The sequence below is a fragment of the Paenibacillus sp. E222 genome (assembly GCF_013401555.1).
Lineage (GTDB): Bacteria > Bacillota > Bacilli > Paenibacillales > Paenibacillaceae > Paenibacillus.
Genome location: NZ_CP058552.1, coordinates 154,737 through 180,416 on the forward strand (window position 1 = coordinate 154,737; position 25,680 = coordinate 180,416).

Genomic DNA, 25,680 nt, shown 5'->3' on the forward strand with positions numbered 1-25,680 from the left:
ATGCTGTAATTCAAATTTCTCTGCTCTGCTTGTCCTTCTTCAGGATCGGCGATCGAGCCAGCGGGACAGTCTACTGCCAGTAAATTGGATCATCTGTACCAGGATAATCATAATGATAATCGTAAATACCATAATCTCCGTCTCGAATCGCTGATAACCGTAACGAATTGCAAAATCACCAACCCCGCCACCACCGACAATACCCATGACCGTAGAGTAAGAGATAAAGCTGATGGTTGCCGTTGTTAAGCCGAGCACAAGACTTGAGCGAGCCTCCACATACAGGAATTTCACCACTAGCTGTATGGTCGATGCACCCATGGAAGAAGCAGCTTCAACGACCCCTTTCGGGACATCAAGCAATGCCTGTTCTACCAGTCTGGCGTAATAAGCAATGGCGATGACCGAGAGCGGCACGGTTGCCGCGAGCGTCCCGATGGATGTTCCAACAATCAGACGTGTGAACGGAATCATAAATACGACTAGCAGCAGAAACGGGAAGGAACGAATGATGTTGACGAGACTTCCCAGAATCGTGAACAGAGGTCGATTCTGATAACGTTGCCCTCTTCTGAACAGATACAACAGTGTACCCAGAGGCAACCCGATTAACACGGCTGCGGTGATAGAGATCCCCACCATGACAAACGTCTCTCCGATGGCCTTCCAAATTTCATGCTGATATTTCACAACGGACTCAGGTATCATCGTTATGGTCCTCCTGACCGCCATGAAGAGAGGTATTTCGTCCGCTCATGGATGCATCTTCGCCCATCAACAAGGATGTTAGAAGATCAGGCTTCGGTGCCGGTATGCTGCGTACTTCCGCTTCCGACAGCGTTTTGATGATCCGTCCCTCTTTCATCACCGATATCCGGTCGCAGAGCTTTCGGGCAACCTCCATCTCATGTGTAACGAGTACGATAGTTACCCCCAGCGTTTCATTGACATGACGCAGCACATCCAGAATTCCACTCGTGGTCTGCGGATCAAGCGAAGATGTTGGTTCATCACAGAGCAGCACATCCGGGCGGCTGGCAAGTGCTCTGGCGATGGCAACTCGCTGCTTTTGCCCTCCGCTTAACTGTGCAGGATACTGGTTGGCCTTATCTTCAAGTCCGACAAATCTCAACACCTCAAGTCCTCGTGCAACCCGTTCGGTCCGGGAGACGCCCGCAAGTTCCAGAGGCATGCAGACATTGCCACTTACGGTCCGATTGCTGACCAGATTGAAATGCTGAAAAATCATGCCAATGGACCTGCGTGCCTGGCGCAAACTATTCTCACTCATCCGGGTCAGATGCTGCCCATTCACAATGACTTCACCGTCATCCGGCTTCTCCAATCCATTGAGCATACGCAGAAGCGTGGACTTCCCTGCACCACTGGAGCCAATAATACCGTGAATCTCTCCCTGGCCTACTTCCAGGGAAACCGAGCTTAACGCTTCGAATCCCTGATCTTCACGGGACCCACGCTCGTTATAACGCTTGCTTACCCGGTATAATGAAATCATGGGAGATTCCTCCTGCGATTAATCGTACATGGTCCTTCAAGAACACATGAAGAAAGCCCGCACAGCCGATAACCGGAGCGCGAGCAATCCTGTTTATTTATAATAAATCATCATTCGACATGAAACAAGCTTTAACGTGAGATATCTGTTTTTAAACTACCTGCATTATATAAGCTGAACCGTCCGTTGGACGAACCAATATAGACTTCATTTCCAAGTCGATTCATAGTTCCGTTCTTCGCATCCCGATCACGATGCTCCGGGTTTCCCATCACAACGTCATGCACACGACCAAGCAAAGTACCGTCCTGTTTGTTCATCACCAGAAGATCATCACCCATCGGCAGCAAAAGCTGATCATCAATCACCACGTAACTCCCCTGATTGGTAGGGTATTGATAGGCAGCAATCGTGTTTTGTGCGGACCAACGAGTCTCTCCTGAATCATATGCAAGGGCTGATGGGTACCCATTTTTGATTACATATAATTGATCTTCCTCCACAAACCCTCGTTCAATCTTGTTATTCTGCGTCCACCATTTTTTTTGGGTCTTGGGATCATACAAGGTGGTTGTGTAATCCTTATATTCACCATACATTTCCCCGTTGTTGTTCTCTCGAATGAGCACCATGCCGTCATTCAGCACCTCAAATTGCTGTCCATTCCGAGCTGGGAATTGTGCAAGCTTCTTGCCAGTGTTCAGATCAAGCAACGCCCATTGATCTCTCAACAACATCCAGCGTTCTGGCTGAGTTGACGCAAAAGGATCAAGACGGTATATTCCATCAAAGTATGGATTGTTCTCAGGATGATCCACAATCGGTTTACCAACCTTGATGCTCCATACGGTTCGGCCAGACTGAGGGTCCGCTGCGACCAGTTGGTTTTTCTCCCAATACATCACATAAGGGTCATCTGCACCCTTGTTTAACAGTTGATATCCTGTACTAAGTTTTCTTGTCCATAATGTTTTTCCATTTGCACTGTCCAGCACCGTTAACCAGCTATTACTTGATCCTTCAACAACAGAGCTGTCGACAATGACGACATTCTTCGCTGCCGTGATGCCATTCAATCTGAAATTTTGCTTGGGGGTATACTCCCACTCGACCTTTCCGTTCTTCAAGCCCAGATGGCGTATACGATCCACGTATTTTTTCTTGTCAGGGTCATAATCGGTGTAGATGGTAACGTATTGGCGTCCTGCATCCACCTCTGCCTGCTGTCTCCCATACCCCGTATTGATCCCCCATAACTTCTGGCCTGAATGTCGGTCAAGAGCATATATGGAACCTTCGTAGTGCCCCCCGCTAAATCCACCGTCATCCCCTTTCATCAGGAGCACATCATCCGTTGCTGCTTGTAAAAAGGTGTAGTTAATATCACCCTGATTGGTCCATACCGATTTCCAGGGTAAAGTGGCAGGCAGCATTGTGCCATAGATTTTAGTCGTGAACGGATATTCATCTGAACCACCAAATTCCCAATTAGACACTACACCGTTTCGATTATCCTGGGGTATATTCCAGCGCGCTCGCACCAGCCTGCCGTTCTTGTTAAATGTCACGAGAAAATGAGCATCTGCTCGTTCGTACCGCCAGGTCTTTCCTATGCTCATGGCATAACCCGTATCGTTTAAATTGCCGGAATGCTCTTGCCAATCGGGTTCGCCAAGCCACTGCGCCACCTGTTTCGAGGTCGTTTTTGAATTCAGCACAATATCTGTCAAATGACGTATAGTGGACGTGGGCATCGCCAATGATCTACTGAACCAGCCATCCGCTACCTTGGTATGCTGTGCTACATCCTGTGCCTTAACCCAAAGCAATGCAGGACGATAAGTGGACGATTCCTTATTCCAGACGCGCGGGGCAATGGACAAGCCGTACCAATCCTTCGTCGCTGCAACAATCAACGCCTGATCTTTCAGAAATGCCCCTGAAGACCAGGTTGCCTGACTTCCGGGAAACAGGTACAGCTTGCTGCCCGATCGCATTGTAAACGTTTGTGGAATTGTTTTCGTCAAGCTGCGGCTTTCTTTGGAGGTATACCAACCAGGTATCCAGAATTCAGTGTAATCGCTGCCTTTTAGTTTGATCCATTCCCCGCGAACAGCGTCTATTTGCAGGCTTCCTTGGGCGGAGCTATACCCGTTTATGTCCATCAGATCAGGGGAAACACTGCTCTCGACCACACCACTGTAAATAGGTACACCTTCAGCTACCGTCACCTTATCCCCCTTTTTATAATTAAGCTTCACCGATTGCACTTGTATAACTGAAATGGAACCTTGTCCTTCAACCGCCCTAGCATGGTTATTCAGCAACAGTCCCCCCGTGACCAGCACAGCTACGATACCAGCAATTACATTCCATGGGTAGCCCGTCCCTGGCCTCTTACGCTCGGTCTTCACGTCAGTACACTCCAATCATTTGAAGTTATTTCCAATAAAGACGTTTTGAACAAGGAAAAGTTACCGTTAATCCTAAATATATTTACAAGGTGCAAAATAAATACAGGACTTACCTTACATCCACAAGCATTGAATGATAAGGGAATGTAGTTCCCAATATATAAGCAGCGGTTAACATGATGATAAAATACCCCACAAACCATACATCCGCTCGGGAATATCCGATCTGAACGTAATAGGTCCGGCTCCCGCCTTCCTTGAATCCTTTTGCTTCCATCGCCACCGCCATACGCTGCGCACGGCGAATACTCTGTGCAAGTAGTGGAATAGCATATCGTTTCAGTGTGCCGTATACATTCCAGCGGGAGCCGTGCTCCCTCGTTCCCCGAATGCGGATGGCATACCGCAGCGTCTGGAATTCATCCAGCAAAATCGGAATCATACGCATCGCCGCCAGGAAACTATAAGCATACTTAGGTGGGAGCCTCCACTGCTGCATGAGGGAATAAAAGAGACGAACAGGCTTGGTCGTCAGGCCGAACAACAATCCAGCTGCCGCCATACTTAGGGAACGAAAGCCCAGGTGCAGCCCGCGATAGAAGCTCTCTTCGGTAATATGAATCAATCCCCACTGAAACCAGGTGGTCTCGCCTTTACCAAACATGATCATACCTGTGGAAGTTGATATAAATACCAGAATGAACGGAGACGCATACAGCAATAATCTGGGCCATGGGTGACCTGTCCAGCCCAGCAATAACAGCATGACAACTGCCACATTCGCCATTACATTCAGGTTGTGAACAAGAATGACGAAGACAAACAGCAATGTCAGGAAAATCATTTTCAACCCCGGATTCACCGCGTGAAGCCAAGTCTCACGATGAGGAAACGAGAGCTGCATCCGTTAACCTCCCCTCATCCACCGTCCAGATCCTGTTGCAATAACGTTTCACGATTTCATGATCATGCGTAACCATCACGATGGCTGTCCCTTCACGCCGCAACCGCTCCAGCTGGGATAACATGGAAAAGGTATTCCGCGCATCCTGTCCAAAGGTAGGTTCATCCAATAACAAAATACGCTGTTCCCGTACCAGAGCTGATGCTACACTCAGCCGTCGTTTCTGTCCCATCGACAATTGATATGGGTGCCTACCGGACAGCTCACTCAGTCCGAATTGCTCCAACATATGATCGGTTCGGATACCTCTTTCTTCGGCAGTTAGCTTTCCGCTCAGCAAGGAAAATCCCACTTCATCACGGACTGAATTTGTCACGAATTGAAATTCAGGATTCTGGAATACAAAGGCAATGCGATCTGCAAGCTGCTCGGTTTTTCCAGCCGATTGTCCTTCCACAACATATTGACCTGTCGTTTTTAGAATATTCATCATGGACAGCAATAATGAACTTTTACCTGCCCCGTTAGCCCCGACAATCCCCACCCAATCTCCGTGCCATACCTTGGCCTGCTCCACCTGAATGAATGGCGTTTTTCCGCGCCATCCGGTGAATTGCTGCATTTCCAGGGCTGGTTGGATCAGTGCAGAGGTTTCCCCCTCCTTATAATCTATACTTTCAGTTTCTGTTGCACCGTAACGACTATCCTCTCCTGAGACCCATGCCTGTGCCTTCGATTGGCCTCGTTCTTCCCAGACCCCTGGATACCAGATCCCGTATTCCCTGAGCATATTCCGCTCATCTGTAAACACCTGATTCGCCGGGCCATCTGCCACAATCTTTCCTTCAGGCGACAATACGATGATTCGGTCTACCCACTCGACGATTTCATTAATTTTATGTTCTACGATAATGAGTGTTTTGTCCTGTGCAATCTGTTTCACCGTTTCCCACACCTGAGAGGTTCCTTCATCATCCAGCAGTGCCGTTGGTTCATCCAAAAAGAGTACGTCTGGCTCCATGGCCAGAATCGAAGCCATCGCAAGACGCTGCTTCATACCCTGAGACATGGATTGAATGAGTGTTCGATTATGTTCAAAGCATAACCCGACCTGTTCCAGGTATTGATGGATAAGGGTAGGCATCTGCTCGCGTGGAATATTCCGGTTCTCCAATACAAAAGCAATCTCTTCATCCGTATATGACATACAGAACTGGGTATCCGGATCTTGAAAAACAATGCCGGGCTGCTCAGGCACCTGAATGTCATCACATTTCATCGGAATCTCCACAGATCGCGGAATCAGACCGCTCAGAATTTGCAGCAAGGTTGATTTGCCAGATCCGCTTGGACCAAGCAATAATACTTTCTCCCCTTGACGCACAGAGAGAGACAAGCCTTGAAACACCAAGGCCTTCTCTCCCGGGAACTTGCATCTTAGATTCGTAACACCTACCGCTTGCACATTCTCCACTTCATTCATCTAGTCCAGCGCCTCGTAATCCTGCTTCGACACCGGTCTAAGGGATCGTGTTACACCTGTAAGCTCCAGCGCTTTGGCAAGGTAATAGGCGAATACACCTGCAATCAGAATACTGCCAATGAAGCGGAACCCGATAAACAGTGTATAATTCCAAGCCGAGAGGGAATCAATGTACCCGTACTGATAATCCAGTACAAGCGAAGCTGCCGCTGCACCAATAGCCGCAAGGCAGGTGACGAACAGATTGCTTTTCCGATACAGAAATGCGGCGAAGAAGATCTCTGCACCCAGCCCTTGCAACAGTCCATACACCAGTGTCGACATGCCCCACTCACTTCCGAGAAAAGCACTCACCGTGGATGCCGCTACTTCAGCCAGAATGGCTACACCCGGCTTACGAATGATTACAAAGGCAAAGGTTCCCGCCATAAACCACATGCCATAAATCATCTGCTCCGCATGAACGCCGAATGGCTTCATCAGATCATATGTAGGTCCCCATATTTTGTAGATCACCCCGAAGACCACCGCAATCACAATCGTTACCAAAATATCGGTTAACTTCAATCTGTTGCTGCCTACTGCTGTTGACATGTTCTCTACTTCCTTCCTCTGTTTCCCTGGATTTATAAAATAAACAATAAAACAAACAAAAAAGCCTCCCCGGTTTCCAGGCAGGCCATACGCACAGTTTACAATCTCACGATGCTGCGCATTAGGCAGATATAGAGAAAGAAGAAAACAAACGACACCATTCCCGTCACATCAGAAAAATCCTGCTGCACCCAAGAAACGCTGACATTTATGTTCTATCCCTATCGCTTACCATTGCACATCGCAAATTCATGTTCTCTACGCTGGCATTACCCAGATCAGATTTACGGTCAGCGGCACAAGGCCGCTCTCTCAGCCCAACTTCATTGAGCTCCCGGTTCACTTATTTCATTGCTTCTACTGTACAACACATGGGTATTTGTGACAATCCCGGAAAAATCATTACGCTGTATTTTGGGTAAATCAGAGAAGACATTCTGTGGTGTACTTTACAATACTATGCAACATTTGGATCAAGTAGTCCGTTTGGTATACAAGAAGGGAGATTGATAATGATGAAACAAACCAATACTGCCTGGCAGCAAAAAAAGTGGAAAATGATCCTTGCCGCTTCGATTCTCACCGCGGGTACGGCACCCGCACTGCTGTCATCCACTGTCGCGGAAGCAGCAACAACACACAAACCGACAGCGTATATTAACAATGTACAAGCTCAAAATGATGTGGTTATAAAGCAGGGTATAACGTACGTAGCATTGACTGAACTTCAATTCCTCGGGGACTATACGTTTGGCTACAATAACAAAACAAAACAGATTAGCATCAGCACAGACAGCGACAAATATGTTCTTATACCCAACAGCAAAACAATGAAGAAAAACGGTCAGAATGCGACGTTGTCGTCCGCTCCCATTCTGGTGAATGGCAAAGCCATGCTTCCGCTCCGTGCCATTGGCGAAGCCTTTGGCGCACAGGTTCGCTGGAACCAGACGGCCAAGGAGGCCTACATCTACACCACGGATGCTGCGGTGGTCAAAGACTACAGCAGTGCTGATCTGACTGTGGCGCGTGAAGCTGCGCTGCATTTGCCACGCTTCTCTGAACTGGGACAAGCACGCCTGGAGATTCGCAACCCTCTGGGTCCAGTGGATTCATCCATTCAATACATTTTTGAACAAGGCAAAAAGGAAAGTTTCTTCATTGTTGAAGATAACGATCTGATCAGCTATTACACGATTAAAAATGAAAACGCCCTGCTGAAATGGCAGGCCAATATCGGTAAAGATGCCGGAACTATCGGTGACCTGTTTTTTATCAAAACCAAACCCGTTGCTGAAGCAGGGACTCGCCCTTCCGTCAAGGGTCAAACCCTCGTATCATTTAAGTATTCTCGTATGCTTGAAGAGACTTCCTACGAGATCATGAACAAGTCCGGCTCCATCCATGCGGGCTCCATTGCCCCTGAGAAAGGTAAAGTGATCGTTGAAGTTCCGGAAGAAAAGTAAATTGGAATGCCCGCCCAGGCTTTAGAGACCTTTGTATCGGCGCAGGTGGGCAAATGATGCTTCTTCTGAATGCAACACCAAAAGGGATGTCCCCTACGTGATGAATAAACATAACGGGGGACATCCCTTTTTAGCATTATTCTTTATTTATTCGCTCACGGATATCATTGTCTTAATATTGCGTATTTCCGGACTGACTGGTTTTTCCCGAAGCAAATCCCTTAAATAAGGTCGGGACTTTAGAATAACGGGTATTTGTAATTTTCCCTTGCGATGTACTGCTGTCCGTACGCATGATCGAATCTTTGACGTTGGAAATATTTGAGTTGTCCAGCGTCATGTTCACCGTGAAGGTGGTTCCACCATTTTGACGCACCAGCTTGCCAATATCGTCTGCACGGAAATTTTTAATGTTAATCGTTCCGGCTGCATTAATTTGAAATACTTTATCGTAGGCTTTGTAAGCTGCCCCGCCAGTAATGTTGACTGTTCCGGCTGATTTCAGAGTCAGAGCGTCCTCGCCTACATCCTCCCACACCACATTTGAAATTGTACAGTTACCGTAACAATGAACACCGTCAGCTGCGGGTGAACCGATATTTACATTTTTGAGCGTGGCGCCTGCCTCCAGTCGAAATACCGGCTTCTGATTTTCCGCTTGAGATCCATCTCCCAGTGTGGAGGGGTTAGCTACATAGGTTTGGCCTTTGCCGTCAAACGTTTCACCCTTGGGTACAATAATCGTTGAGTTTACCACAGTAGGTGCGGCAAAAGCTGGAATTGCACTGAATAATGAAGCGACCAAACCCGCGGACAGTAACAACGTCAACATTTTTTTCATCACTTAAATCCTCCCTTATTCTGATGAATTGGCGTACAAGCATAAGCTTGTCCTCAAGGAACCGATCAGAGGTGCACCTCTGGCTTGGAACCTACCCTGATCCTACCAAAAAAGGAATGTTACGATAATAATCATTAGCTTAGATATAGAAACGACAGCATTATACCTGTGTTCTCGGCATTTTTTGCATCGTACTCCATTGTGTAATGTGCCGATCTCAACTTCGGGTATGCTTCTTTTACAACTTATAATCTATGGCTATATGCTCCTTTATCGTTCTAAAAAAAAAACGAAAGACCACTTCATCTGTTTTCAGACAACGTGATCTCTATTATTTTGAATCTCATTTTATTTATTAAATTACGCTTTAGGCTCCGAACCGCTGACGATATCCGCACTTCCGACATAATTCCTCCACGGCTTCCCGTTTGGAGAAACCATAGAACAGATTATTGGCTCGTTCACCATCCACAATCTCCGAGAACGATTTTTCGTGAACGTTGCCCAAGTTAATTACACCTTCACCATCTAGACAGCATGGAACCACAGTTCCATCGACAAGCACGGCTGCCTGACTGCGAAGCGCATGACAGAAGCCTTTACCATCATCTTCGGGTGCATCCAGACTCGGCCACTGGAATTCATGATCCTGATTCAGATATACATTCGGGGCAATTTTGACACCACTCCCTGGCACCACTTTCTCCTCAATACGGAAATCCAGATTGAACTCTCGTTCAAGGACCTCCAGCGTCTCCCGGTTTCGGTTCATCTGCGCATTCGTAAAGTTATCCTGTGTCAGATTCCAGAGTCGGAATGAAATAATGACATTGTGCTTCACGGCTTCTCGAACAAAAGACAACACATTGCCCAGATAACCCTCACGGTCTGTAGAACCCTCATGACCATCAAAGCTGTGCAGGGAGAAGTTCATCTGACGCAGCGCGGGTTTGCCAAGCAGTTTGTGCTGGGTTTTGGGCAGCAGCGTACCGTTTGTTGTAATGTTGACCTTGAATCCCTTTTCATGCGCTGAATCCAATAACAGATCAATTTTGGGATGAAGCAGCGGCTCACCTTTGACATGTAAATAAATATGTTTGGTATGGGGTTTGATCTGATCCAATATATTGTTGAAGACTTCAGGGTCAATGAAATTTTTGGCACGTTTGGTCTGTGGACAGAAGCTGCATGCCAGATTACATATACTTGTGATCTCAATATATACTTTCTTGAACGTTTTCAACTCGGGGTCCCCATTCTGCTTAGAGGGAGAACAGTCCCACCCTCATTTGTGATCCGGCTCATATGTGCCACCACTATTATATCGGGTTCAGGTGCCAAGGTAAATCAGAGAACCGGTTTATACCGTTAGGTCCATTTTATTTGGCTAATGCCAGATTAACAGATTCAATGGCATGTATACGTGTTGTGTCAAATAAGGGCACTTCTGAATCCTCCGGTTTAACTAATAATCCAATTTCGGTACAACCTAATATTATTCCTTCAGCTCCATTGTCAACTAACCTCTTGATCACCTTTTTATAATAGTCCCTTGATAAGGGTTTAATTTCACCTAAGCATAATTCGTCATATATTATTTCATTGATCACTTTTCGATCCTCTTCATTCGGTATCAAAACCTTAATGCCGTTATGCTCAATACGTGTTTTATAAAAATCTTGTTCCATCGTATATTTGGTGCCAAGTAAACCAACTGTACTTATTTTGGACTTTTGAATCTGGTTGGCTGTTGAATCAGCAATGTGTACAACGGGTAAGCTAACTTTTTCTTCAATATGATTAATCACTTTATGCATCGTATTTGTACAAATTACAATCATTTCAGCTCCTGCCTTTTCCAAAGACTGAGCAGCATTGCCTAATAATTTTCCAGCGCTTTCCCATTCTCCCTCAGCTTGATAGCGCTCGATCTCTTCGAAATCCACGCTATATAAAATGCACTTGGCTGAATGCAATCCTCCCAATTTAGTTTTCACTTCTTCGTTAATAATTCGATAATATTCTAGCGATGACTCCCAGCTCATTCCACCAATAAGGCCAATAGTTTTCATAAGCACTCCCCTCTTCCTAGGTCATATCCCGAAAGCAACCTATAGAAATTTAATAGACATTGTACCGTATTCTTACATCTTAAATAAACCTGCCTCCGTAAGCAAAGTAAAGAGTCGATTCCCCCTCGTTCCCCCGTTCTACAGTCACCTATAGATTCTTTCAATCGAAGTATAGGATGTATTGATAGTCTGGGTTATTGTGGTTGCTGCAACGCGATGCTAGAATTTAAACAATTTAAAACCAAGTTAAAACGTAAGAATAATAAGTTATAAGGGGAGTGTATTCATGATTACTGTTAAAGCACCCGCAGTATACGTACACGAGGCTAACATTCTTGAGCAAAGTGGTTCGCGGATTGCACAGCTTGGGCAGCATGTTCTCATTATCGCCGGTGAGTCTGCATTAGAAGCCGTGAAGCCTTACCTTCTTCCTTCACTGGAGGAGCATAAGATCAAATTCCATGTGCAGTTGTTTCATGGTGAGGTTACAACAGGCCAGATTGATACTTTTACGCAGCAAGCTTTCGATCTGGATGTTGATCTGATTATCGGCGTCGGTGGTGGTAAAGTGCTCGATCTGTCCAAAGCAGTGGCCGAGCAAGCCCAATTGCCCATTGTAACAGTCCCAACGATTGCCGCAACCTGTGCCGCCTGGTCCGCCTTAACCGTGCTCTATGATGAACAGGGACAATCTGCAGGCTATCGTCCCCTGCGGCGTTCGCCTAATCTCGTTCTGGCTGATTCTCATATTCTGGCGAGTGCACCAAGACGGTATTTGGCCGCTGGGATCGGTGACACACTCGTAAAATGGCATGAGTTCGCCGTTAATCTAAGTGGCAACGCCACCAGTCTCACTCTTCGAAACAGTGTCAGCACTGCCAAGCTTGCACTTGATATTCTTGAAGCGCACGCCATCGAAGTCTATGAATCTACCGATACAACCGGTAGTACACCCCAATTCCGTGATGTTGCCGATGCCATTATTGTGCTCGCCGGCCTTGTAGGCAGCATTAGTGATGGATCACTTCATGCCGCGATTGCTCACGGGCTGCATGACAGCCTCACCAAATTACCCGAAACACACGCTTCGCTACATGGAGAAAAGGTAGCCTTTGGACTCTTCACCCAGTGGATTCTTGAAGGCAAAGCAGGGGATGAGCTTCATGAGCTGACCACGCTGTTACATAAGCTGAATCTGCCTATCACTCTTGCTGAGCTTGGCATACAACAACAGCCTCAGGAAGCTGCTGCACGCATTGCAGCAGGACTACAGCTGCGGGAAGGCAGTGCGGCACATCTCTCCTTCGGAGTTAGCACAGCGCAGGTAACTGAAGCCATTCTTCAGGCAGACCGTATCGGCCAGGCATTTATCGAATCCAATGATTCTATTGAGTCCAATGGATCTATCACTAAATTCACTGAGTCCGTTGAGTCCAATGAGAACAACTCATACACCAAGGAGGTTTCCTCCCTATGATCCGTCCAAACCGCCAGCACACTCTTGCCTTAACTGTATTTCTGAGCGCGGTTCTGTTGTTGCTAATTTCCGGCTGCTCTGCCGGAACTGACAATCAGGCCGCGGGTACAGGTACAACACCGACAGCGGCATCAGCTGCTTCGAATAAAGACGTTACCATTCGGGTTGGTCAGACCGGATGGGGCAATCTCGAATTGGGACTGAAAGCCGCCGGACTCGATGACACCCCCTATAAAGTCACTTATAACGTATTTCAGGGAGGTAACCTGATCCTTGAAGCGATGGCTGCAAACCAACTGGACTTTGGTGTAACCAGTGAAATTCCGCCCATTTTTGCATCTCAGGCTGCCAATGGTGGAAGCTTCAAAATTATTGCGGTACAACAAGGCAGCACCTTGAATCAAGAGGTCGTTGTCCCCAAAGGTTCTTCGATCAAATCGGTTGCTGACCTGAAAGGCAAGAAAGTGGCTTTCGTAAAAAATACAACGGCCCACTATTTCCTGCTCAAAATGCTGGAGGAAGCCGGATTAACCTGGAGTGACATCAGTCCGGTCGAACTTACAACAGCGGACGGACTCAGTGCCCTAATTAGCGGGAAAGTGGATGCTCTCGCCAGTTACGGCAATGCCATCATCTCCGCACATCAGAATGAAGCAACAACGCTCGCCAGCGCCAAAGATATCCTGTCAGGCAGCTTCCTTGTAGCCGCCTCCGATCAGGCTATTGCGAATGAGGAACAGAAAAAGGCCCTTGCCGATTATCTGGAGCGAATCAACAAATTCAATGATTGGGCTCGTGCCAATAAGGATGCGTGGGCTCAAATTACAGCAGACAACACCCACCAGCCCGTGGAGCAAGCCCTTAAAACCTACACGGATGGAGAGGCACAACGGCCATCGCGGATTGTTGCCATTTCTGACGAAGCCATCAAGTCCGAACAGGACGTAGCAGATACGTTTCAACAAGCAGGAATTTTTGACCAGGCAGTTGATGTGAGCACATTCTGGAGTGATGCTCTTCAAGATCAACTTCCAGCTCCAGGTAGCCAATAATGAACGAAGCAAGGAGGTAGGCATAACGTGCGGTCCAACACCTTTAACCGGGCATGGTTTAACCGATTTATTCCTTTTGTTGTACCACTACTCATTCTGGCTCTGTGGCAATGGCTGACTGCATCCGGAGTTGTTGCAGCCAATATTTTGCCCCGTCCCGCTCAGGTACTGGAGGCCTTCATTCGTCTGCTTCGTAACGGTGAACTACTGAACAATATCAGTATCAGCGCCAAGCGAGCTTTGGGAGGATTCCTCATTGGTGGGGGTCTCGGTTTCCTTCTGGGTGTGCTGAACGGCATCTCCTCCCTTGCGGAAAAGATCGCTGACTCCTCGGTGCAGATGATCCGCAACATTCCGCATCTGTCCTTGATCCCCCTCGTTATTGTGTGGTTCGGGATCGGTGAAGAAGCCAAATTATTTCTCGTTTCCCTGGGTGTATTCTTTCCGGTATATCTGAATACGTTCCACGGTATTCGATCGGTTGATCCCGGTCTGATTGAAATGGGCAAAGTATATGGACTCAGCCGCTGGTCCCTTTATAAGGACATTATCCTGCCTGGTGCACTGCCTTCCATTCTGGTGGGCATTCGATATGCACTTGGCATTATGTGGCTGACCCTCATCGTAGCCGAGACGGTTGCGGCGGATGCGGGGATTGGATACATGGCAATGAACGCGCGGGAATTCATGCAGATGGACGTCATCGTCTTAAGCATTCTGCTATATGCTCTACTGGGCAAGTTGTCCGATACCATCGCCAAATGGCTGGAACGGCGCTGGCTGCGCTGGAACCCGGCCCTATCCCGCAAGTAAAGCCAAAGGAGCGTGATTCATCTATGAGCACAAGTCAGATCAGTCCTTTTCTTCAAGTAGATGGGGTTCAGAAATCGTATGATCAGCGGACGATTCTGTCCGACATCAACGTCAATGTAAGACAAGGGGAATTTGTAGCCATCGTTGGACGAAGCGGCTGTGGCAAAAGTACGTTGCTGCGTCTGATCGCCGGGCTGGAGGCCCCCTCTTCCGGGAGCGTTACGCTGGGCAACAGAAAGCTTGGCAGTACGGCACCCGAGACACGATTTCTGTTTCAGGAAGCCCGGCTGCTGCCTTGGAAATCCGTGCTCGACAATGTACGGCTGGGCATCCCCGACAAGAACAAGGAAGATGCACGCCAGTCGCTTCGCAATGTGGGACTCGGAGAGCGTGAAGGTGACTGGCCGGGGGTATTATCTGGCGGACAAAAACAACGTGTCGCCTTGGCACGGGCACTCGCTAGTCATCCGCGCCTACTGCTGCTGGATGAACCGCTGGGTGCATTGGATGCATTAACCCGAATTGAGATGCAGCAATTAATCGAACGCTTGTGGGTAGAAGAAGATCTGACCGTCATTCTGGTCACGCATGATGTCAGCGAGGCGGTTGCGCTGGCAGACAGGGTGCTGCTAATCGAAGATGGTCATATAACGATGGATACCCGTATTACGCTGGAGCGGCCACGCGTTCGGGACAGCGGGTTTGCTCATTTTGAAAACCTGATTCTGAATCGCTTGTTGACTCCTCCACAAGAGACACCACAGCAGATTGCCCAGAAACAGATATCATTCTCGATCTAATTCCACTGGAAAGAAGGCATGATTATGCAATCCCTTTCACCCGTTCCCTCTCCTCCTGTTAAAGACCTGTTAAATCAAATTCCGGCTTATACGCCTGCTAAATCCATGGAACAGATCCGGCGGGAGTTGGGACTGGAAAGTGTGGATCGACTCGCAGCAAACGAGAATCCGTTTGGTTCCTCTCCGCTGGCAGCAGAAGCGGTCAGATCGCTGAGTTCCGATCTTTTGGCTCAATACCCCGACGGTTCCAGCCAACTGCTGCGTGACAAACTTGCGGAACGTCTGGGGGTTCGTACTTCCCAACTGGTATTTGGAAGTGGATCTTTCGAGCTCCTCACCCTTACCGCCCAAGCTTATCTTAATCCCGGGGAGGAATCACTCATTCCGGTGCCCTCCTTTAACTGGTATAAGGGCGCTACGCTGCTGGCAGGCGGGGTCATTCATGAAGTGCCTTTGGTCAACCATTCACTGGATCTGGAGCAATTCCGGCAGCGGATTAATACTTCTACCCGAATCATCTGGCTGTGCAATCCGAATAATCCGACCGGAACCATTTTCACGGCAAATGCCCTGCTTGATTTACTCGAACATGTTCCCTCCCATGTCGTGGTTGTCCTGGATGAAGCGTATTATGAATTCGCGGAAAGTGAAGATTACCCTGATACGGTTAAGCTGCTGGAGCAGTATAATAATCTGATTATTTTGCGGACCTTCTCCAAAATATATGGACTGGCCGGACTGCGTATTGGATATGGCATCGCGAATGAAAGCATCATTGAAGGCATTAACCGGGTCAAGCTGCCCATCAGTCTGACAGCCACATCCCAAGCCGCTGCTTCGGCCAGCCTGGATGATCATGAATTTGTTTCTCATTGCCTGCAATACAATCGTCAGGGACGTGAAACGTTAATGCAATCCTTTGATCAGTGGAAATTACCCTACATCCCTTCCGAAACCAATTTCATCATGGTGGATCTGTTGCAGGATAGCGGCCCGATTACCAAAGAATTGTTGAACAGAGGTATCTCTGTCCGCGGCGGTGCCGAATTCGGTATGCCTACCTGGCTTCGGATTACGATTGGCACACCTGAGCAGATTGTCCGGCTGATCAGTGAGCTTGATTCACTGTTACATTCAAACGATTAGAATAGGTTACTTTCCTAACTCTCATTACGCACACTTCTTTTAAGCCGCCCTCTTTACATTCTGCTTGCATGTGATATATGCTGAACACACAACTGCATATCTTAATCATTGCACTAGGGGAGCCTTGCGGCTGAGACGAATCGAACGATTCGGACCCTTTGAACCTGATCTGGATCATACCAGCGGAGGGAAGTGGAGCGGCCTCTCAGTAAGCGGATTTTTTCATGTTGATGATGAAATTTAATGTGAATTGAACTTACAGACCCACTCATTTCTCCGGAAATGGGTGGGTCTTTTTCGCATTCTTCGGGCAGATCAGAAGGTGTAATTAAAGATCACGCAGTTTGAAGTTTGAATAATAAAGGGGAACGGATCGAGATGGATAACGACATAACCATTCATAACATGAGCTACGCCTTCCCGGGAAAAAGGGATTCCCCCGTGCTCTCCAATGTGTCGATGCGTGTAGCCAAAGGCGAATTCGTCTCGCTCATCGGTTCCAGCGGCTCCGGTAAAAGCACCCTCTTCAAGCTGCTGGCAGGCCTGCTTGAGCCAACCCACGGAACCATTAATATTCCTTGGGTTCAGGAAGGAAAGCGACTGGGGCAGGTGGCCTACATGCCGCAAAAGGACCTCCTGTTACCCTGGCGAACCGTCATGGAGAATTGCATGCTCCCCGCTGAACTTGCTCCAGGTCGGCAGGATAAGGTACGAATTCGAGCGGACATTCTGGCCGGTCTCGACCGATTTGGCTTATCTGGCCACGCGCATGCTTACCCGGACGAGCTGTCAGGTGGCATGCGCCAGCGTGTCGCGCTGCTTCGTACGTTGCTGACAGGTGGCCAGCTCATGCTGCTGGATGAACCATTCGGCGCACTCGATGCCCTGACCAAACGTGAGATGCATCGCTGGCTGCTGGAGCTCTGGGAAGGCTTGGGCAAAACCGTGTTGTTCATCACGCATGACATTGAAGAAGCCCTGCTGCTCAGTGATCGGATTATCCTGTTAACTCCGGTGGGCCATAGCCAACAGCTGCTGGATCTGACGGTACCTTTGCCGCGTCCAAGACATTCGGACATGATCTACGAACCCGCTCTCGTTCAGATGAGACGACGACTGGAGGAACAATTGCATGCGAGACGGTAACTTGAGAGATAGCACGAAGTATAGCGTGAGAGGTTGGCTTGCCCGTTATGGTCTATTTCTTTTGCTCATGATCCTGCTGCTTGCTCTCTGGGAGTGGATTGTGCGTATGGGATGGGTGCCTTCCTTCATCATTCCAGCCCCGACGGCGATTGTCCGTTCCCTGTATGAGCATCGCCACCTTCTGCTGGGTACACATTTGCCCGCTACCTTGATGGAGGTTGTCGTTGGCTTTGGCTTGTCCATTGGTGCCGGAATTGCACTTGCAACGGGTATGCATATGAATCAGTCGATTGAAAAAGCGTTATATCCCTTCATCGTGATCAGTCAGACGATCCCGCTGATTGCCTTGTCCCCCGTCTTCATCCTGTGGTTTGGCTACACGCTGTGGAGTAAAGTCGCGGTGGTATTCCTGATCTCATTTTTCCCGATTGTGGTGAGCACCTACGATGGCCTGCGCCAGGGTGATCCGGAGCAGCGTGAACTGCTCCTGACGATGGGGGCCAGCAAGTGGGATATTTTCCGCAAACTCCAGATTCCACTTGCCCTTCCCTCCTTCTTTTCGGGAATGAAAATGTCTGTGGTGTATTGTGTGGTCGGTGCAACGATCGGGGAATGGCTCGGTGGAAGCAAGGGCCTTGGGTACTTCAGCCGCAGAATGTCGAGCAATATGAACACGGACGCCATGTTCGCCGCCATTGTGCTGTTATCCCTGCTCGGTATCGCGCTGTTTGTAATCATTGCATGGATGGAGAGAAGATTCGGTACACCACGTCATGCAGGTAGAAGAAAAGCTGGATCATTTCCGGAGGCAGACCTGCCAAAACAGACTTAGTGTGCTTTGCCCAATCCCCCTGCTATCGACTAAAAATTACAGCGCAGCGTTATCCCATCTCAGGAATGTAAAACTTATGAATGATTAAACAGATAAAAGGAAATGAGGAATTTGAAGCTATGAAGAAAAAACATATCTACTCCCTGCTCCCCACTCTGCTCATGACCCTGTTGCTGATCGTCAGCGGATGCGGAAATACTGGTACCAACACACCTGCTACAGATTCAACTTCCAATGCAAAAGATACAGAATCATCTGCGTCCGAGAGGTCATCGGCATCCAAAGACAAGCTGTCCATCATGCTCGATTGGTATCCGAATGCAGTGCATTCCTTCATCTATGCTGCACAGGAAAAAGGTTACTTCGCGGATCAAGGTCTGGATGTTGATATTCAGATGCCTGCCGATACCAATGACTCACTCAAGCTTGTTGCTGCCGGGAAAATCGATCTGGCGCTGAGCTATCAGCCGCAAATCTTGCTCGCGCGTGGGGAAAACATTCCTGTACGTTCGATTGCAGCCGTCGTTCGGCATCCGCTCGTGCATCTGTTAACCGAAGCCAACGGTAAAGTGAAATCGCCAAAAGATCTTGAAGGGCTGACGGTCGGCTATTCCTCAATCCCCCTGTATGAAGCAATGGTGCGTACCATGATCAGCCAGGATGGCGGTAATCCCGACAAGATGAATCTGGTCGATGTAGGATTTGACCTGATCCCTTCCCTGGCTTCCGGGCAGGCAGATGCCATTATGGGTGGTTTTATTAACCATGAACAATTGATTCTGGAAAAGGAAGGTCATGCCATGAAATCGATCAATCCCGTCGATTACGGTGTACCTGATTATTATGAACTGGTCCTCACTGCAAGTGATGCGGGCATTGAAGCGAAAAAGGATCAGCTTACCCGCTTCATCAAAGCATTACAGGATGGACAGAAATATGTAACAGAGCACCCCGAGGATGCGCTGAACATTCTGCTCGCACATGAGAACGAAACGTCTCCTCTTGACCCGGAGATCGAAACCAAAAGTCTGAATATTTTACTGCCGCTGATGAATGAAGAAGGTCAGCCGTTTGGCAGGCAGGACGCCCCTTCTTGGGAAAACGTACGGGCATGGTTGGTTCAAAGTGAACTGATTCCGGATTCCGTAAAGGCTGAGGATGCTTTTATCAATTTGCAGGGTGAGTAGGAAACTCGACTGCTGGGTGAAGATCAAGAGATTTTGAAAGTTGTATATTCATTTTCGGATGACGCCCACATGAGTAGCTGCAGAATTCAATCACTCTACGAATAGAATCTTTATCGAGGATAGGAATTTTAATTAAGCTTTCTATATGCACTTTGTAGCTATCCGTGAATAGCTTTTTTGTTCCCATCATTTAATAACCCCTATTAACAACATATATAAGGGCCATCCTGCCCTGCCACTTTTATTGATTAATTTGCTTATTTATAAGGAGGAACTCATATGACTTACCTGGAACGTGTTCGTACACAAAATCCGCTTGTTCATAACATTACGAATATTGTCGTCGCTCCGTTTACAGCCAACGGTTTGCTCGCACTAGGTGCATCTCCCTTTATGGCCTATGCGCATGAAGAGGTCGCTGATGTTGCCAAGATGGCAGGAGCAGTTGTACTGAACATTGGCACTTTGGACGAAAAGGTAGTTGAGGCAATCCGCCTGGCTGGTCAATCCGCCAATTCAAATAACGTGCCTGTTGTGCTCGATCCGGTTGGTGCTGGCGCAACCGCCTATCGTACAGAAACCGTTCAGATGCTCGTTCGTGAGCTTCGCCTCACGGTGTTGCGGGGTAATGTGGCGGAAATCGCCAATGTCATCGGTGAGCGTTGGAGCATCAAAGGTGTGGATGCAGGTCAAGGCGAGGGCGATCGAATTGGAATAGCGGAACGGGCAGCACAAAAACTCGGCTGTGTGGTCGTCATTACCGGACGCGAGGATGTCATTACGGATGGACAAACGACGTTCCTGACGAGTAATGGACATGCCTTGCTTACCCAAGTGACAGGTGCAGGCTGCTTGCTCAGCTCGGTAATTGGTACTTTTGCAGCCATTGCGAAACCGGGAGACGACCTGCTGGAAAGTATTGTGGAAGCTCTAGCTTTCTATGGCGTTGCTGCAGAGATTGCGGCGGAACGTACCGCTGACCTGGGACCGGGCAGCTTCCAGATCGAATTGCTGAATCAACTGGCTCAAGTGACACCTGACGTTCTTGCGCAGCGGGCACAGGTTCGTCAGATTGATGGAGGTGCGCAATGAGTATTGCACAGGCTTTGACGATTGCTGGTTCCGATAATGGTGGTGGCGCCGGAATTCAAGCTGATCTGAAGACCTTTCAGGAGCTCGGTGTATACGGCATGACTGTGATTACGGCTATTGCTGCCCAAAATACTACAGGTGTGCAGGGCGTCTTCCCTATTTCATATGAAGGTATCGCTCAACAATTGGATTCGACCGGGGATGATTTTCAACCTTCAGTCGTGAAGACGGGCATGCTCTACAGTGCCGAAATTATTCGACTGGTCGCCGAGAAAAGGCAGCAATACGGCTGGTCCAATCTGGTCATCGATCCGGTTATGGTTGCCAAAGGCGGCGCCCCTCTGCTGCAACAGGAGGCCGTTCAGGCGCTAATTACAGAGCTGCTGCCTCATGCACTGATTACGACACCGAACATTCCGGAAGCCGAGCTTCTTACTGGAATGTCTATTATGAATTTGAGTCAGCGCGAAGAAGCCGCAAGACGAATCGTGCAAATGGGCTCCACGTATGCATTGGTGAAAGGTGGTCATGATGAGGGAAGTGGCATGATTGTCGATGTGCTTTATGATGGGCGGTCTTTTCACTATCTGGAGAACGTTCGGGTGGTGACAAGGCATACCCATGGAACGGGATGTACGTATTCTGCAGCCATTACTGCCGAATTGGCGAAGGGCTCAACTGTATTGGCTGCCGTCACCACCGCGCGAGCATTCATTCAGGCAGCCATCGAAGATGAGCTGGGAATTGGGTCCGGACATGGGCCGACGAATCATTTTGCGTATCAGCGCAGACTGCGGGGTGAACAATAATGCGCCCTCTGGATGCAGAAGCGGTAAGACGTGCGATGCAGGTGTATTTGGTCATGGGCAGCGTGAATACGACGCGTGACCCGGTGGAAGTGCTGCGCCAAGCCATCGCTGGCGGCATTACGCTGTTCCAGTTCCGGGAAAAAGGAACTGGCGCTCTGGTTGGCGAAGCACGCATCACGCTTGCGATGCGGCTTCGCGAGGTGTGCAGCCAGCACGGGATACCGTTCATCGTGAACGATGATGTGGAGCTGGCTGTGGCGGTGGAGGCCGACGGTATGCATGTCGGCCAGGACGATGCGGACGCGGCGCTGGTACGCGCCCGCATCGGAGAAGGGCGGATGCTTGGCGTATCCGCCCACTCCGCGCTGGAAGCCCGCCGTGCAGTGCAGGCGGGCGCCGACTATCTTGGCGTCGGGCCCATGTACCCGACGCGGTCCAAAGCGGATGCCCACGCTGTGCTGGGCCCCGCCGGGGTTGCCGAACTGCGCGCCGCAGGCATCGCAGTTCCGGTGGTGGGTATCGGCGGCATTACGCCCGATACCACGGCCGCCGTGATGGCGGCAGGAGCCGACGGCGTAGCCGTCATCTCCGCCATCGCGGGCGCGGCCGATGTACGCGCAGCGGCTGCGCAGTTCGCTGCGGCGGTGCGCGGGATGCAGGCGTAGCCATGCGCTCCCTGCACCGCCAGCCCGTGTGCTGCACCAAATAGTTCGTGCAGCACACTCATTCTCAAGATGCAGCTTCTACGCCTGCATCTTATTTTTTCATTTTCACCTGTTGACTCTCACGTAACGTGACGCTGTACAATCGATGGTGTAAGGAGGTTTCCATCATGGCCATGAAAGTAAAAGAAGTGGCCGAACTTGTCGGGATTAGTGTGCGCACACTGCATCACTATGATGAGATCGGGTTGTTAACACCGGACGAAGTGACTTCTGCCGGATATCGACTGTATTCAGATGCCAATCTGGAAATGCTGCAGCAGATTTTATTTTTTAAAGAACTCGATTTCTCTCTGAAAGATATCAAGGAGATTATAAACAATCCATCTTTTGATCGAGAAGAAGCCCTGAATATGCACCGTCGTATTTTGCTGGAGAAACGCCAACGATTGGACCTAATGATCGCCACCATTGATAAATCGGTTCAACACGTGAGAGGAGAAATTAAGATGACAGCCAAAGAACAATTTGAAGGGTTTAATTTCAGTCATAATCCGTATGAACAGGAAGCGAGGGAACGTTGGGGAGACCAAGCGGTGGATCAGGCTAATCAAAAGTTACACAAGCAGTCTCCTGAGGAGCAAAAAGCTCTATCCGATCAAATGAATTCAATCTACACCCGTCTTGCAGCAATCCGTCACACGGATCCAAACTCTGCCGAAGCTCAAGCCGGAATCTCGGAATGGTATAGCTATCTGAACAACATGGGCAATTATCCTCCTGAAGTCTTCAGAGGGTTGGGCCAAATGTACGTGGACGACGAACGTTTTACACGTAATATTGATCAATTCGGCGAAGGCTTGGCTGTATTTATGAGGGATGCCATGGCTGTTTTTGCTGGTCGAAACAGTTAATCAAGCGTTAAGCTTTAGTTACGATTTTGTATCAACCGGTGTCAACCAACATTAACTTTCTTAAACAATTGGGATATCACTCAAAGCTACCTATTACTATATGCATTTAAAAAGGGGGTGTCCATAAGTCATAAGCATGACGATGGGCACTTTAAGAAATAGGAACATCCGCCCAATAACCGCATATTCTGGTTAAAACGTGTTTGGAAGGAGTACTCCCCATGTACTATGTTCCCTATTTCCGGAATGACAACATGCTGTTAGCGCAAATTTCCAAAGCTATTAATGGAGAATCCTCAGCAATTGCCTGTTACGCAAAACTGGCAGAATTGGCACCCTCAGAAGTGGAAAAAGCCCGTATTCTGGAGATACGTCTTGATGAACTAGAGCATCTTCAAAAATTCACCGCTATTTATGTTTCGTTAACAGGTACGCAACCTACGGTCCAAATCTCTCCGGATTGTCCATCAGAGTATTTTGCGGGAATAGATTATGCTTTTAATGATGAGCAAAATACGGTTGAGTTTTACTCACAAGTCGCAGATCAAGCAAATGACCCTTACATTAAGGAAACGTTTCGCCGTGCAGCAACGGATGAACAGAGACATGCCGTCTGGTTCCTGTATTACTTAACAAAGCATAAGTCAAAAACATCTTTTGAGAATTCTCCTATTACCAAATAACGAAAAAAATCCCCTCTAGAAGCTTTCGCTGGCATAGAGGGGAAAACGATATAACTCTCATCATCTCTTGTCAAAAGACAGTTTATATATACACTTAAGCTCTCTTGGAAGGATTAATGACAGCAGCAATCTGCGCCAAAATGGCATCCACCGATGCTGGGTCATTCACATCATACTCATCAATGTTCAACCGCAGTACCGGACAGGCCGTAAACTGATTAATCCATACCGAATAGCGCTCATGCATATGCTCCCAGTAAGAACGGTCCGTCTGAATCTCCATCTCCCGTCCGCGTTCCGTAATCCGATTCAGAATGGATGGCAGGCTGCCTTCCAGATAAATCAGCACGTCCGGATGAGGGAAATACGGTGTCATCACCATTGCTTCAAACAAACTGCTGTACGTCTCAAAATCCGTAGCCGACATTGTACCCTGATCCGCATGCATTTGTGCAAAGATACCTGTATCCTCATAGATAGAACGATCCTGTACAAATCCGCCGCCCAGTTCAAAGATTTTCTTCTGCTCCTTGAAACGCTCTGCCAGGAAATAAATTTGCAAATGGAAGCTCCAACGTTCGAAGTCATGATAGAACTTCTCCAAATAGGGATTGTGGTCGACTTGCTCAAGCGAAGTCTTAAAGCTCAAACGCTCTGCCAGTGCCGCTGTTAGCGTAGATTTGCCCACCCCAACGGTACCTGCTACCGTAATTAACGCATTGGCCGGAATGCCATAGTTGTTCATGTGATATACTCCTTTACCTGATTAACAATCTGTTTGAAATGTTCGGGATGTTCTACAAAATCGAGCTGCTCCGCATTCACCTTAATGATAATTGGCCGATTCGGGCTGCTGGCCAGATAGGCCATACCTGTTTTATAATCTGCAATTAACTGCTCCATATAAGCGGGGTCCATATCCTGCTCAAAAGAACGTCCGCGTTTGTTGATACGTTTCATCAATGTATCGAGTTCAGCCTCAATATAAAGCACCAAATTGGGTTTCGGTAAATCATCCGTTAAGAGATGATAGATTTGACGGTATTTGTCCCGTTTCGTTCCTTTTAAGGTACGTTCGGCAAAAATCATATTTTTATAGATATGATAGTCCGAAATGACGGGGGTATTCTTCTTAATATAGTGCACGCCTGTGTCTTCCAGTTGCTTAAACCGGTTACACAGAAAAAACATTTCAAGCTGGAAGCTCCACTCATCTATATCCTGATAGAAGGAAGCCAAAAAGGGATTCTCTTCTACAATCTCCTTGACCAGCGGAAGGTTCAATTCCTGAGAAAGCATCGTTGCTAACGTTGTTTTCCCCGCACCAATCGGACCCTCCACGGCAATAAACGGGGCTGATTTCATCGTAATTCAGTTCCTCCTCGTACTCATGCGTGTTTCCGTTTCTATATAGACCCCACCTATTGTATCACAGCTTGGATGATGGGAAGGCCAGTATTTTATGTATAAAATGAGTTTAATCTCTAAGATGAAGATATATAAAACAGCCTACAGTAGTTATAATCATTCCCATGATCATAATAACAGAAAAAGACACGATCGCAGATAAGCGATCGTGTCTTTTGATTGCTTGGCGGCGTCCTACTCTCCCAGGACCCTGCGGTCCAAGTACCATCGGCGCTAGAGGGCTTAACGGTCGTGTTCGGGATGGGTACGTGTGGAACCCCTCCGCCATCGCCACCAAACGCATAGCTTAGCTTACATCTCAGAGTGTATTCTCTGAAAACTAGATCCGAAACGAAATTTGCGAGTTATA

25 protein-coding genes, 1 rRNA gene, 1 pseudogene and 2 riboswitches are annotated in these 25,680 nt (G+C 48.2%); of the genes and pseudogenes, 14 read left to right on the forward strand and 13 right to left on the reverse strand.

Translation table 11 applies throughout. The annotated features are described in order from the left end of the window. Nucleotides 1-39: 39 nt before the first annotated feature. From HW560_RS00660 to HW560_RS00685, 7 genes and pseudogenes are all read right to left on the reverse strand, one after another. On the reverse strand, nucleotides 40-708 hold the full coding sequence (locus HW560_RS00660) for a methionine ABC transporter permease (RefSeq protein WP_179261503.1): 669 nt from the start codon (nucleotides 706-708) through the stop codon (nucleotides 40-42). After that, nucleotides 698-1,516: a methionine ABC transporter ATP-binding protein gene (locus HW560_RS00665; protein WP_090893492.1), complete on the reverse strand. Its 819-nt coding sequence runs from the start codon at nucleotides 1,514-1,516 to the stop codon at nucleotides 698-700. Before HW560_RS00665 ends, HW560_RS00660 begins: the two co-directional genes overlap by 11 nt. A 131-nt stretch (nucleotides 1,517-1,647) precedes the next feature. Then, on the reverse strand, nucleotides 1,648-3,930 hold the full coding sequence (locus HW560_RS00670; RefSeq protein WP_179261505.1) for an outer membrane protein assembly factor BamB family protein: 2,283 nt from the start codon (nucleotides 3,928-3,930) through the stop codon (nucleotides 1,648-1,650). 109 nt (nucleotides 3,931-4,039) lie between these two features. Beyond that, entirely contained in the window at nucleotides 4,040-4,834 is a 795-nt protein-coding gene (locus HW560_RS00675) for an energy-coupling factor transporter transmembrane component T family protein (protein WP_179261507.1), read from the reverse strand. Continuing rightward, nucleotides 4,809-5,903 (reverse strand): ATP-binding cassette domain-containing protein, encoded by a 1,095-nt coding sequence (locus tag HW560_RS00680; protein WP_373565027.1) that lies wholly within the window; start codon nucleotides 5,901-5,903, stop codon nucleotides 4,809-4,811. The genes HW560_RS00675 and HW560_RS00680 overlap by 26 nt, the downstream gene beginning before the upstream one ends. Then, nucleotides 5,877-6,227, reverse strand: a pseudogene (locus HW560_RS34340) (ATP-binding cassette domain-containing protein); the annotation flags it as partial. The pseudogene HW560_RS34340 and the gene HW560_RS00680, both read right to left, overlap by 27 nt. Nucleotides 6,228-6,317: 90 nt before the next feature. Beyond that, nucleotides 6,318-6,911 (reverse strand): ECF transporter S component, encoded by a 594-nt coding sequence (locus tag HW560_RS00685; RefSeq protein WP_053784146.1) that lies wholly within the window; start codon nucleotides 6,909-6,911, stop codon nucleotides 6,318-6,320. Between the two features lie 238 nt (nucleotides 6,912-7,149). Then, a riboswitch (TPP riboswitch) is annotated at nucleotides 7,150-7,260 on the reverse strand. A gap of 163 nt (nucleotides 7,261-7,423) precedes the next feature. Here HW560_RS00685 and HW560_RS00690 point away from each other — a divergent pair. Continuing rightward, complete coding sequence (locus tag HW560_RS00690; RefSeq protein ID WP_090893488.1) at nucleotides 7,424-8,377, forward strand: copper amine oxidase N-terminal domain-containing protein; 954 nt, start codon at nucleotides 7,424-7,426, stop codon at nucleotides 8,375-8,377. 172 nt (nucleotides 8,378-8,549) lie between these two features. Here the strand turns inward: HW560_RS00690 and HW560_RS00695 are convergent, their stop codons facing one another. The 3 genes from HW560_RS00695 to HW560_RS00705 all read right to left on the reverse strand — a co-directional run bounded on the left by HW560_RS00695 (nucleotide 8,550) and on the right by HW560_RS00705 (nucleotide 11,290). After that, nucleotides 8,550-9,218: a pectate lyase gene (locus tag HW560_RS00695; RefSeq protein WP_090893487.1), complete on the reverse strand. Its 669-nt coding sequence runs from the start codon at nucleotides 9,216-9,218 to the stop codon at nucleotides 8,550-8,552. 367 nt (nucleotides 9,219-9,585) lie between these two features. Then, complete coding sequence (locus HW560_RS00700; protein WP_064640556.1) at nucleotides 9,586-10,461, reverse strand: radical SAM/SPASM domain-containing protein; 876 nt, start codon at nucleotides 10,459-10,461, stop codon at nucleotides 9,586-9,588. Nucleotides 10,462-10,597: 136 nt separating this feature from the next. Next, entirely contained in the window at nucleotides 10,598-11,290 is a 693-nt protein-coding gene (locus HW560_RS00705; RefSeq protein WP_090893486.1) for an aspartate/glutamate racemase family protein, read from the reverse strand. A gap of 286 nt (nucleotides 11,291-11,576) precedes the next feature. Between HW560_RS00705 and HW560_RS00710 the strand changes: the two genes are divergently transcribed. The 13 genes from HW560_RS00710 (at nucleotide 11,577) to HW560_RS00770 (ending at nucleotide 23,903) form a co-directional block, all read left to right on the forward strand. Further along, nucleotides 11,577-12,767 carry an iron-containing alcohol dehydrogenase family protein gene (locus HW560_RS00710; RefSeq protein WP_090893485.1) on the forward strand — a complete coding sequence of 397 codons (1,191 nt, stop codon included), beginning with the start codon at nucleotides 11,577-11,579 and terminating at the stop codon, nucleotides 12,765-12,767. Continuing rightward, the gene (locus HW560_RS00715) at nucleotides 12,764-13,819 is read left to right on the forward strand and encodes an ABC transporter substrate-binding protein (protein WP_090893484.1); all 1,056 of its coding nucleotides are present in this window, start codon (nucleotides 12,764-12,766) and stop codon (nucleotides 13,817-13,819) included. The genes HW560_RS00710 and HW560_RS00715 overlap by 4 nt, the downstream gene beginning before the upstream one ends. A 27-nt stretch (nucleotides 13,820-13,846) precedes the next feature. Beyond that, the gene (locus HW560_RS00720; protein WP_090893483.1) at nucleotides 13,847-14,632 is read left to right on the forward strand and encodes an ABC transporter permease subunit; all 786 of its coding nucleotides are present in this window, start codon (nucleotides 13,847-13,849) and stop codon (nucleotides 14,630-14,632) included. A 23-nt stretch (nucleotides 14,633-14,655) separates the two neighbouring features. Further along, nucleotides 14,656-15,432, forward strand: coding sequence for an ATP-binding cassette domain-containing protein (locus tag HW560_RS00725; protein ID WP_090893482.1), 777 nt, complete (start codon nucleotides 14,656-14,658; stop codon nucleotides 15,430-15,432). A 24-nt stretch (nucleotides 15,433-15,456) separates the two neighbouring features. Continuing rightward, a complete protein-coding gene (hisC, locus tag HW560_RS00730; RefSeq protein WP_179261511.1) occupies nucleotides 15,457-16,578 on the forward strand; it encodes a histidinol-phosphate transaminase in 1,122 nt (373 codons plus the stop codon). Nucleotides 16,579-16,683: 105 nt separating this feature from the next. Further along, a riboswitch (TPP riboswitch) is annotated at nucleotides 16,684-16,786 on the forward strand. 170 nt (nucleotides 16,787-16,956) lie between these two features. After that, the gene (locus HW560_RS00735; RefSeq protein WP_179261513.1) at nucleotides 16,957-17,724 is read left to right on the forward strand and encodes an ABC transporter ATP-binding protein; all 768 of its coding nucleotides are present in this window, start codon (nucleotides 16,957-16,959) and stop codon (nucleotides 17,722-17,724) included. Further along, on the forward strand, nucleotides 17,711-18,556 hold the full coding sequence (locus HW560_RS00740; protein WP_179261515.1) for an ABC transporter permease: 846 nt from the start codon (nucleotides 17,711-17,713) through the stop codon (nucleotides 18,554-18,556). The genes HW560_RS00735 and HW560_RS00740 overlap by 14 nt, the downstream gene beginning before the upstream one ends. 119 nt (nucleotides 18,557-18,675) lie before the next feature. Further along, nucleotides 18,676-19,743 carry an ABC transporter substrate-binding protein gene (locus HW560_RS00745; RefSeq protein WP_179261517.1) on the forward strand — a complete coding sequence of 356 codons (1,068 nt, stop codon included), beginning with the start codon at nucleotides 18,676-18,678 and terminating at the stop codon, nucleotides 19,741-19,743. A gap of 279 nt (nucleotides 19,744-20,022) precedes the next feature. After that, a complete protein-coding gene (gene thiM, locus HW560_RS00750) occupies nucleotides 20,023-20,835 on the forward strand; it encodes a hydroxyethylthiazole kinase (RefSeq protein ID WP_179261519.1) in 813 nt (270 codons plus the stop codon). Further along, nucleotides 20,832-21,644 carry a bifunctional hydroxymethylpyrimidine kinase/phosphomethylpyrimidine kinase gene (thiD, locus tag HW560_RS00755; RefSeq protein ID WP_179261521.1) on the forward strand — a complete coding sequence of 271 codons (813 nt, stop codon included), beginning with the start codon at nucleotides 20,832-20,834 and terminating at the stop codon, nucleotides 21,642-21,644. Before thiM ends, thiD begins: the two co-directional genes overlap by 4 nt. Continuing rightward, the gene (gene thiE, locus HW560_RS00760; RefSeq protein WP_090893476.1) at nucleotides 21,644-22,309 is read left to right on the forward strand and encodes a thiamine phosphate synthase; all 666 of its coding nucleotides are present in this window, start codon (nucleotides 21,644-21,646) and stop codon (nucleotides 22,307-22,309) included. Before thiD ends, thiE begins: the two co-directional genes overlap by 1 nt. 167 nt (nucleotides 22,310-22,476) lie before the next feature. Next, nucleotides 22,477-23,220, forward strand: coding sequence for a MerR family transcriptional regulator (locus HW560_RS00765; RefSeq protein WP_179261523.1), 744 nt, complete (start codon nucleotides 22,477-22,479; stop codon nucleotides 23,218-23,220). Between the two features lie 221 nt (nucleotides 23,221-23,441). Further along, entirely contained in the window at nucleotides 23,442-23,903 is a 462-nt protein-coding gene (locus tag HW560_RS00770; RefSeq protein WP_179261525.1) for a ferritin-like domain-containing protein, read from the forward strand. Between the two features lie 94 nt (nucleotides 23,904-23,997). Here HW560_RS00770 and HW560_RS00775 read toward each other — a convergent pair whose 3' ends face one another. The 3 genes from HW560_RS00775 to rrf form a co-directional block, all read right to left on the reverse strand. Further along, nucleotides 23,998-24,648 carry a deoxynucleoside kinase gene (locus HW560_RS00775; RefSeq protein WP_090893473.1) on the reverse strand — a complete coding sequence of 217 codons (651 nt, stop codon included), beginning with the start codon at nucleotides 24,646-24,648 and terminating at the stop codon, nucleotides 23,998-24,000. Next, nucleotides 24,645-25,268, reverse strand: a complete 624-nt coding sequence (locus HW560_RS00780) for a deoxynucleoside kinase (protein WP_090893472.1) — start codon at nucleotides 25,266-25,268, stop codon at nucleotides 24,645-24,647. The genes HW560_RS00775 and HW560_RS00780 overlap by 4 nt, the downstream gene beginning before the upstream one ends. A 224-nt stretch (nucleotides 25,269-25,492) precedes the next feature. Then, nucleotides 25,493-25,609, reverse strand: a 5S ribosomal RNA gene (rrf, locus tag HW560_RS00785). Between the last annotated feature and the right edge of the window lie 71 nt (nucleotides 25,610-25,680).

Bases quoted from the DNA above. Each gene is read 5' to 3' on its own strand.
- HW560_RS00735 (WP_179261513.1), top strand. From the start codon at position 16,957: ATGGATAACGACATAACCATTCATAACATGAGCTACGCCTTCCCGGGA.
- HW560_RS00710 (WP_090893485.1), top strand. From the start codon at position 11,577: ATGATTACTGTTAAAGCACCCGCAGTATACGTACACGAGGCTAACATT.
- thiD (WP_179261521.1), top strand. From the start codon at position 20,832: ATGAGTATTGCACAGGCTTTGACGATTGCTGGTTCCGATAATGGTGGT.
- HW560_RS00775 (WP_090893473.1), bottom strand. From the start codon at position 24,648: ATGAACAACTATGGCATTCCGGCCAATGCGTTAATTACGGTAGCAGGT.
- HW560_RS00665 (WP_090893492.1), bottom strand. From the start codon at position 1,516: ATGATTTCATTATACCGGGTAAGCAAGCGTTATAACGAGCGTGGGTCC.
- HW560_RS00690 (WP_090893488.1), top strand. From the start codon at position 7,424: ATGATGAAACAAACCAATACTGCCTGGCAGCAAAAAAAGTGGAAAATG.
- HW560_RS00685 (WP_053784146.1), bottom strand. From the start codon at position 6,911: ATGTCAACAGCAGTAGGCAGCAACAGATTGAAGTTAACCGATATTTTG.
- HW560_RS00770 (WP_179261525.1), top strand. From the start codon at position 23,442: ATGTACTATGTTCCCTATTTCCGGAATGACAACATGCTGTTAGCGCAA.
- thiM (WP_179261519.1), top strand. From the start codon at position 20,023: ATGACTTACCTGGAACGTGTTCGTACACAAAATCCGCTTGTTCATAAC.
- HW560_RS00715 (WP_090893484.1), top strand. From the start codon at position 12,764: ATGATCCGTCCAAACCGCCAGCACACTCTTGCCTTAACTGTATTTCTG.
- HW560_RS00745 (WP_179261517.1), top strand. From the start codon at position 18,676: ATGAAGAAAAAACATATCTACTCCCTGCTCCCCACTCTGCTCATGACC.
- HW560_RS00780 (WP_090893472.1), bottom strand. From the start codon at position 25,268: ATGAAATCAGCCCCGTTTATTGCCGTGGAGGGTCCGATTGGTGCGGGG.
- HW560_RS00765 (WP_179261523.1), top strand. From the start codon at position 22,477: ATGGCCATGAAAGTAAAAGAAGTGGCCGAACTTGTCGGGATTAGTGTG.
- HW560_RS00675 (WP_179261507.1), bottom strand. From the start codon at position 4,834: ATGCAGCTCTCGTTTCCTCATCGTGAGACTTGGCTTCACGCGGTGAAT.
- HW560_RS00725 (WP_090893482.1), top strand. From the start codon at position 14,656: ATGAGCACAAGTCAGATCAGTCCTTTTCTTCAAGTAGATGGGGTTCAG.
- hisC (WP_179261511.1), top strand. From the start codon at position 15,457: ATGCAATCCCTTTCACCCGTTCCCTCTCCTCCTGTTAAAGACCTGTTA.
- HW560_RS00695 (WP_090893487.1), bottom strand. From the start codon at position 9,218: ATGAAAAAAATGTTGACGTTGTTACTGTCCGCGGGTTTGGTCGCTTCA.
- HW560_RS00660 (WP_179261503.1), bottom strand. From the start codon at position 708: ATGATACCTGAGTCCGTTGTGAAATATCAGCATGAAATTTGGAAGGCC.
- HW560_RS00680 (WP_373565027.1), bottom strand. From the start codon at position 5,903: ATGTCTCAGGGTATGAAGCAGCGTCTTGCGATGGCTTCGATTCTGGCC.
- thiE (WP_090893476.1), top strand. From the start codon at position 21,644: ATGCGCCCTCTGGATGCAGAAGCGGTAAGACGTGCGATGCAGGTGTAT.
- HW560_RS00740 (WP_179261515.1), top strand. From the start codon at position 17,711: ATGCGAGACGGTAACTTGAGAGATAGCACGAAGTATAGCGTGAGAGGT.
- HW560_RS00705 (WP_090893486.1), bottom strand. From the start codon at position 11,290: ATGAAAACTATTGGCCTTATTGGTGGAATGAGCTGGGAGTCATCGCTA.